The 6933-nt window shown below is 51.8% G+C and carries 9 protein-coding genes; 3 read left to right on the forward strand and 6 right to left on the reverse strand.

Annotation, left to right across the window (positions count from 1 at the left end; all coding sequences use genetic code 11):
• Positions 1–18 precede the first annotated feature (18 nt).
• The gene (locus tag BUB13_RS15185; RefSeq protein WP_072909618.1) at positions 19–516 is read right to left on the reverse strand and encodes a hypothetical protein; all 498 of its coding nucleotides are present in this window, start codon (positions 514–516) and stop codon (positions 19–21) included.
• A 117-nt stretch (positions 517–633) separates the two neighbouring features.
• On the opposite strand from BUB13_RS15185, the gene BUB13_RS15190 reads away from it, so the two are divergent.
• Entirely contained in the window at positions 634–1695 is a 1062-nt protein-coding gene (locus BUB13_RS15190) for a CNNM domain-containing protein (protein ID WP_072909619.1), read from the forward strand.
• Between the two features lie 14 nt (positions 1696–1709).
• A complete protein-coding gene (locus tag BUB13_RS15195; protein WP_084092191.1) occupies positions 1710–1928 on the forward strand; it encodes a DUF1232 domain-containing protein in 219 nt (72 codons plus the stop codon).
• 135 nt (positions 1929–2063) lie between these two features.
• Here the strand turns inward: BUB13_RS15195 and BUB13_RS15200 are convergent, their stop codons facing one another.
• From BUB13_RS15200 to queF, 5 genes are all read right to left on the reverse strand, one after another.
• Positions 2064–2282 carry a DUF3553 domain-containing protein gene (locus BUB13_RS15200; RefSeq protein WP_072909620.1) on the reverse strand — a complete coding sequence of 73 codons (219 nt, stop codon included), beginning with the start codon at positions 2280–2282 and terminating at the stop codon, positions 2064–2066.
• Positions 2283–2396: 114 nt separating this feature from the next.
• A complete protein-coding gene (locus tag BUB13_RS15205; protein WP_072909621.1) occupies positions 2397–2768 on the reverse strand; it encodes a rhodanese-like domain-containing protein in 372 nt (123 codons plus the stop codon).
• Between the two features lie 11 nt (positions 2769–2779).
• On the reverse strand, positions 2780–3562 hold the full coding sequence (locus BUB13_RS15210; protein ID WP_072909622.1) for a cytochrome c biogenesis ResB family protein: 783 nt from the start codon (positions 3560–3562) through the stop codon (positions 2780–2782).
• A gap of 15 nt (positions 3563–3577) precedes the next feature.
• On the reverse strand, positions 3578–4378 hold the full coding sequence (ccsA, locus tag BUB13_RS15215) for a cytochrome c biogenesis protein CcsA (RefSeq protein ID WP_072909623.1): 801 nt from the start codon (positions 4376–4378) through the stop codon (positions 3578–3580).
• Positions 4379–5209 (reverse strand): NADPH-dependent 7-cyano-7-deazaguanine reductase QueF, encoded by an 831-nt coding sequence (queF, locus tag BUB13_RS15220; protein ID WP_072909624.1) that lies wholly within the window; start codon positions 5207–5209, stop codon positions 4379–4381.
• A gap of 165 nt (positions 5210–5374) precedes the next feature.
• On the opposite strand from queF, the gene asd reads away from it, so the two are divergent.
• Complete coding sequence (gene asd / locus BUB13_RS15225; protein WP_072909625.1) at positions 5375–6484, forward strand: aspartate-semialdehyde dehydrogenase; 1110 nt, start codon at positions 5375–5377, stop codon at positions 6482–6484.
• Positions 6485–6933: the final 449 nt, after the last annotated feature.

The following is a 6933-nucleotide window of genomic DNA, read 5'->3' on the forward strand; positions in this document are numbered from 1 at the left end:
TGTGGTCGCCCCTTTTGTTTATTCAGCTGCTCTCAACGGCAGTTTCCAAACCTTCTCAACAAAGCCCTCTTCGTCAACCAGCTTTCCTTCGTAGCCAAAACTGACTGCCGCTGCTCCTTCCGGTAAAACAACCGTATGCGAAAAATCAGCCTCACGATTGAGCTGCGCTCCTGCAACCCACACCAAGTCGAAATATTCAAGCACCCGCTGCTCCTGGTTGAGGAAAAAAAACTTCAGATCAAAATCGTCCACCCGGGCCATCATCCCTCGGGTACGATCGGAAAATTTGAACACTCCATCGATAATCCACTTTTTGCCATCTTGCCGCCAGCTGTAGTCCACCACGGCATAAAGATCTTCCCAATGCCGGACAATTCCTGTCTCATCTGGCAGGCTGGCAACCGTGTCCGATGGCGCCAGCGCGCCCCGATAATATCCTGTCGTTGCCTGGCAGCCCAAAAGCATGAACAACAAAGAAAACAAAAACAGGTTTCGGAGTTCGATCATCTTTTTCATATTCTACTCCTTTACTTATATTTTAAGCTTAAAGCCGCAAAAGGGCTCAAGCAATCCCTCCAAGTCGATTTGCATGTTAAACTATGCTCAACTTTTTCACATTGAACGCGGTTGACTATGTTTCTATTGATTACCTACATCCTGATCGCCCTGGTTTTCTCTTTCCTCTGTTCGGTCGCCGAAGCGGTCATTCTCAGTGTCACCAGCGCCCATGTTGCCCTACTGGCAAAAGGGGGAAAGGGCTCTGGCAAACGGTTGAAAGCCCTTAAGGCCGATATCAACAAGCCATTGGCGGCAATCCTGACCCTGAACACAATCGCCCACACGGTCGGCGCAGCTGGAGCCGGTGCCCAGGCGGCAAAAGTATTCGGCAACGCCTATGTCGGCATCGCCTCCGCCGTACTCACTTTGCTGATCCTAGTCTTTTCCGAGATCATCCCGAAAACTCTTGGCGCGCATTACTGGCGACAGCTGGCACCGGTAACAAGCTATGGGCTGACCGGGCTCGTCTGGCTGCTCTATCCTTTCGTCAAACTCTCTGAATTGTTAACCAGGGGATTAACCCATGGTCCGACGTTGACCGGGTTCAGCCGTCAGGAGTTTGCTGCCATGGCCGATTTGAGTGTCAAAGAAGGTCAGCTGGCGAAACTGGAATCGACAATCCTGAAGAACCTGCTACGGCTGCGGAATACGCCGATTGCTAATGCCATGACCCCGCGCACTGTGGTTTTCTCGCTTCCGGAAAGGATGCAGGTTGACGAATTCTTCCGCAAACACGACCATGTCCGTTTTTCCCGTATCCCGGTTTACGCAACAAATCATGATGATGTCACCGGATTCGTTCTGCGCAGCGATCTGCTGTTGGCACAGGCGCGTGGAAACGGTGTTGGCAAGCTGGAAAAATATCGCCGCGATCTCCCGGTGCTGCTGGCGACCATGTCGCTGTCAAAAGCCTTTGATGAGTTCATGAGTCATCGGGCTCATATCATGCTGGTGGTCGACGAATACGGGGGCATGAAAGGCTTGCTGACTCTCGAGGATCTGCTGGAAACCCTCTTGGGACTGGAGATCGTCGATGAAGGAGATAACGAGGTCGATATGCAACAGCTGGCGCGACGACTGTGGAAACGCCGGGCGAAAGAGATGGATATCGATCTGGACAAACTGAAAAACAGCTGAACAAGGAACAGCATATGGATCTGAAAAAAATCGGTATTTTCGCCCTCGGAGTAATCTGCGCTCTTTACCTGCTGAATCCGACTGCAGGCTTTTTCGAGCTGATCCCCGACACTCTGCCGCTAATTGGAAACCTCGACGAAGCAGCAGCGGTCACGATACTGCTGATGTGTCTGCGCTATTTTGGTATTGAATTGCCCGACTTTTTCAATAACGGCAAAAACCGAATCGACTAGCGCTAAATCAGCCTCCGTAGATAACTCCTTGGCCGCTGGCATAAAAGCGGTATTCAGCAAGCCGCTCGACTTGGCTCAGCTGGCGCAAAAAGTACGTAGGCTACTGGATGAAATGAAATAGAAGGTAAGCGGAGGTCAGAGTCCCTGCCAATGCTCGCGGGCACGCTCCTCAAGCCAGAGCGAATCACGCAGCACCACCTTCATCAATTTGGCGTGCTGCAGGCTGAGGGTCTTTTTGCCGGCTTGCTCGAACGATACTTTCAACTTGCCGTTTTTACATTTGCCTTGAACGAAACCTGGGCCCCATTCCGGTTTGCCGAGGATACGGACCCGGTCACCATGCAGGTATTCCATTGCACTCTCCCGGACCAATCTGAATGACTACAAAACAACAGACAACCCTATAAGGGATAGCGCTTTTAACTCGGATGTCAAACCAGTTTCTATAATTTTTCGTCTATTTTTTAGCTATTTAGCTTGCAAATGGACGTTAACTACCGGAAATTGTTCAGCCAGCCAGCCGAAAATTCCGTTGGTCACATTGTAAATTTTTTTCCGCTTGCTTACTTCCGTCAGGAAATCACAGATCAGACCGGTGCGATAACCGGTTCGACAGATCAGTGCCAGTGGCTGCTCAAGCGGGACCAGTCGATCCAACTCCTTTAACCAGCCTTCAGGATGACTGCTGCCGTCGGCAGCAAAAAATGTCAGCAGTTCACTGCCTGCAACGATCCCGGTCTGCTGCCATTCTTCTTCCCGGCGAATATCGACCAAAGCCCCTCCGGCAGCAAGGAAGTCCTGCAACTGCCGGTTGTCCATCTGAAAATATTTACCACTCACAAAATATTCCTTCACAGAATATCCGGATGTTCTCCCCTCTTCCGTTTGCGGTAGAAGGAAAACAGGCTCAGCAGCACCCCGCCAGTCATCAGCAGACAGCCGGCAAATGCCAGGGGAGCCCCCGGATCGTAGTTGATTGTCAGGACACTGTAGGTTAATCGTTTTCCCCCACGCATCGTCTGTCCGTAGGAAGAGGGCAGAACAACAAGACCACCAAAAGTCAGTGGATGATTAAATCTGGCGTTCTCTTTTTTAATCTGTTCACCATTTCGGTACAAAGCTAATACATTGTACATGTCGATTGGGCGGCCGCGATCTGTCAAAACCGGCTTGAATTCTTCCAGCTTCAAGACCACGCCCAATTGCTGCAATTCCAGCATCTGCCCAACAAGCATTCCGGTGCGACTGCGAAACCCGCCCTGACTGCCCCAGAGAAAAGCGATGAGAATCAGCACAAAGCCAAGATGGATCAAATACTCACCGGTTTTACGCCAACGTGAGCGCAGATGAAACAGCCAATCAAGAAAACAGCAGAGAGTGTTCACAGCAAGCAGCACGACGAAAACACCGGCAACAGGAATCCACCAACTCAATTCGGGCGCCTGCCTCGCTTTTTCCAGCAGCCAGAGATTTAAAGGGGCGGCATCGAGGTCGCCGAACAGGTCCGGGTTGAACGGCATCAAAATAGAACCGCCGACGCCAAGCAGGGTTGCGATCGACGCCAGAACGATTGTCAACTTGAGCGAGCAGAACAACTTCCAGAGACGACTGTCGAGAAAACGCTGAAAACTCATCACAGCACCTGTCGATCAATCGAGAGGATGGTTGCTGCTCATCAGCAGACCGATCCCGAGATAGGTAAAAAGCACAAGACCAAAGCCGACAATCGAAAGCGCTGCATAGCCACTCCCCTGCCAGCGGCGAATAAATTTAGCGTGGCACATGCCAGCATAGAACAGCCAGACCAAGGCGGACCAGACTCCTTTGATATTCCAGGAAAAGTAATAGCCCCAGGCAACGTAGGCCCAGATGCTGCCAAAAATCATGCAGAGCGTAAACAAGCAGAAGCCGAGAAAGACGGCCTCTTCATTCATTTTGCGCAACAGCAACAGATCAGGCAACAAACCTGTCTGTAACCTCTTCTGCAACAGATAGAGCACGCCGAGAGAAAAGGCCATGGCGAAAAAGGCATAGCCGCCGAAAGAGAGCGATACATGCAGGGTGAACAGCGGGGTGTCGAGCATCGGGATCAGCGGTGGGATTTCGGCGCTGCGCTGCAACACGCTGCCAAGCAGCAGCAGGGTGCAAAAGATCACGAATAGGCCCGCCGCATGAATGCGGTAGCGCAACTCGAAATAAAGATAAGTCGCCGCCAGTGCCCAACTGAAAAAGAACTGGGTGGAAAACAGGTTGGTCACCGGCAGGTAGCCACCACTGTACCAGCGCAGAGCGAGGCAGACAGTCTGCAGCGCGAAGCCAGCGAGCACCAATGAAAAAGCTGTCCGCCAAAGCCAGGAACGCCGTAGCGGCAAATGGACAAAGTAGAACAACACCGCTCCGCAGTAAGCAGCAAAAACCGCATAGAGCAAAGACGTTTGCAATTCCATCATTTACTGTCTGGCCTGCCGCATATTGGCAATGCGGGTCTCGTAATTGGAGCGGAAGGGATTGATATCGAGGCCACCGCGGCGAGTGTAGCGGGCGTAGACCGTCAATGATTCAGGCTGGCAGTAACGCATCAGGTCGACAAAGATCCGCTCGACGCACTGCTCGTGGAATTCGTTATGCTGACGAAAAGAAATAATGTAGCGCAGTAGTGCTTCGCGGTCGAGCTTGCCCCCCTTGTATCGGATCAGCACGCTGCCCCAGTCCGGCTGATTGGTGACCAGGCAGTTACTTTTCAGCAGATGACTATGCAGTTCTTCTTCGACAATATTTTGCGGGTCAGCCGCCCCCTCCAGTAGTGCCGGATCAAGGGAATAGTCATCCACCTCGATATCAAGATTATCGATACGCTCACCCGGCAAGCATTCAATTTCCTCGGTGATAAATTGGTCCGAACCGAACAATCGCACCCGCACAGGAGCGCCGGCGGCAGCAGAAAGATCCGTGACCATTCGTTTTTCGGCATCTGCAAATCCTTGCAGCTTCGTCTGGTTGAAGGAGTTCAGATAAAGCTTGAACGACTTCGATTCAATCAGGTTCGGCGATTCACAGGGGATGTGAAACTCACCCATCGCCACGATCGGCTTACCTTTCAAATTGAGCCAGGAAAGTTCAAAAGCGTTCCAGATATCGTAGCCGGAAAAGGGCAACTTGCCGGTCACACCGATCACATCCCGCTTCACCTGGCGCGGAAAAGGGCAAAGCAGTTTAGGATCGTACTCGGAGATATATTCGGTCGTTTTGCCGAGCGGAAGGACGGCTTCGTAGTCGATCATCAATTTTTCCTCGAAAAAAGAGCGATTTTGCTTTCAAAAACACCGAAAAACTATACCACTTGGTAAAAAATACTGCTATGATTCCCGGCTAATTCTGGTCAGACCAATTTCGGTCAAAACGCAGAATATGTCGATTTTTCACCCCCGTCAACATGGAGAAAGCAAATGAAAGTCGGATTAGTCGGTTGGCGTGGCATGGTCGGTTCAGTGCTGATGCAGCGCATGGTTGAAGAGAACGACCTTGTCGGAGTAGATGCAACTTTTTTCTCAACCTCGCAGGCGGGCCAAACCGCGCCTGATTTCGGTCAGACCGGCGGCACCACCCTGGAGGATGCCAGTGATATTACAAAACTCGCCGAGCAGGATGTGATCATCACCTGCCAGGGCGGTGACTATACTAAAGAAGTTCACCCGAAACTGCGTTCAGGCGGCTGGAACGGCTACTGGATCGATGCAGCTTCCTCGCTGCGAATGGAAGACAACGCAGTGATCATCCTCGATCCGACCAACCTCGACGTCATTGAAGAGGCTCTGAAAAACGGCGTCAAGGATTTCATCGGTGGCAACTGCACCGTCAGTCTGATGCTGATGGCGATCGGTGGTCTGTTCAAGGCCGGGCTGGTGGAGTGGGTCTCTTCCATGACCTACCAGGCCGCGTCCGGTGCCGGTGCGCCGAACATGCGCGAACTGCTTTCGCAAATGGGCTACCTCAACGAATCGGTTGCTGAAGAGCTGAAAACCCCTGGTTCGGCAATCCTCGAAATCGACCAGAAAGTCACTGCAGCCCTGCGCAGCGACGGCATCCCGACCGCCGAGTTTGGTTTCCCGCTGGCCGGTAGCGTACTGCCCTGGATCGACCGTGAAGTCGAAGACGGCCAGAGCCGTGAGGAATGGAAAGGCTTCGTCGAGACCAACAAGATTCTTGGCAACAAAACCCCGATCCCGGTCGACGGTGTCTGTGTACGTATCGGTGCCATGCGCTGCCACAGCCAGGCCCTGACCATCAAGCTGAACAAAGACCTGCCGATCAAAGAAATTGAGCAGATCATCGATGGCGACAACCAGTGGGTCAAGCTGGTGCCGAACAAAAAAGCCGAAACTCTGGAGCAGCTGACCCCGACCGCGGTTTCCGGCACCCTGAGCGTCCCGGTCGGCCGGGTACGCAAGATGAAGATGGGCCCACAGTACCTCTCTGCCTTCACCTGCGGAGACCAGCTTCTTTGGGGCGCAGCAGAGCCGCTGCGGCGGATGCTGCGGATCCTGCAGGACCATTAACAGCGCAAGAGCAAAACAACAGACGCCCGGTTGAACAATCAGCCGGGCGTTTTTTTATTCCTTCCCCCCTCCTGCATAGAAAAAATATATTCCACATTCAGTTTTTATATCACAGCTGAATATAAAAAATATTCGTAGTGATTCTAGTATCTTGTATTCGTATCAAGGGCATTCTTCGCTCTTTATCCCGAATTCTGGTGTATGTGCTCTGTATACAGCCGGCCTCTCGCTAAACCATCCATTTACACCCAGAAATAACTTTTTTCTTCTTTTGATTTCGGTATCTTATCGATTTCTTCATTTTTTTATTCCGGCCTTGGCACGGTCACTGCTCTATAGGGAAGACAAGAACGACAAACAAGACAACGCAATCTTTCATACACACAATGGAGGCCATGATGAAAAAAATGCTGCGTAATTCCCTGATCGCCCTGTTCGCTCTCTCTTCT

This window comes from Malonomonas rubra DSM 5091 (genome assembly GCF_900142125.1).
In the GTDB taxonomy this organism is placed as follows: domain Bacteria; phylum Desulfobacterota; class Desulfuromonadia; order Desulfuromonadales; family Geopsychrobacteraceae; genus Malonomonas; species Malonomonas rubra.

What these genes read in the sequence shown, in the direction of transcription:
- BUB13_RS15190 (WP_072909619.1), top strand. Translation starts at nt 634, where the DNA reads ATGTTTCTATTGATTACCTACATCCTGATCGCCCTGGTTTTCTCTTTC.
- BUB13_RS15185 (WP_072909618.1), bottom strand. Translation starts at nt 516, where the DNA reads ATGAAAAAGATGATCGAACTCCGAAACCTGTTTTTGTTTTCTTTGTTG.
- asd (WP_072909625.1), top strand. Translation starts at nt 5,375, where the DNA reads ATGAAAGTCGGATTAGTCGGTTGGCGTGGCATGGTCGGTTCAGTGCTG.
- queF (WP_072909624.1), bottom strand. Translation starts at nt 5,209, where the DNA reads ATGATCGACTACGAAGCCGTCCTTCCGCTCGGCAAAACGACCGAATAT.
- BUB13_RS15210 (WP_072909622.1), bottom strand. Translation starts at nt 3,562, where the DNA reads ATGAGTTTTCAGCGTTTTCTCGACAGTCGTCTCTGGAAGTTGTTCTGC.
- BUB13_RS15200 (WP_072909620.1), bottom strand. Translation starts at nt 2,282, where the DNA reads ATGGAATACCTGCATGGTGACCGGGTCCGTATCCTCGGCAAACCGGAA.
- ccsA (WP_072909623.1), bottom strand. Translation starts at nt 4,378, where the DNA reads ATGATGGAATTGCAAACGTCTTTGCTCTATGCGGTTTTTGCTGCTTAC.
- BUB13_RS15195 (WP_084092191.1), top strand. Translation starts at nt 1,710, where the DNA reads ATGGATCTGAAAAAAATCGGTATTTTCGCCCTCGGAGTAATCTGCGCT.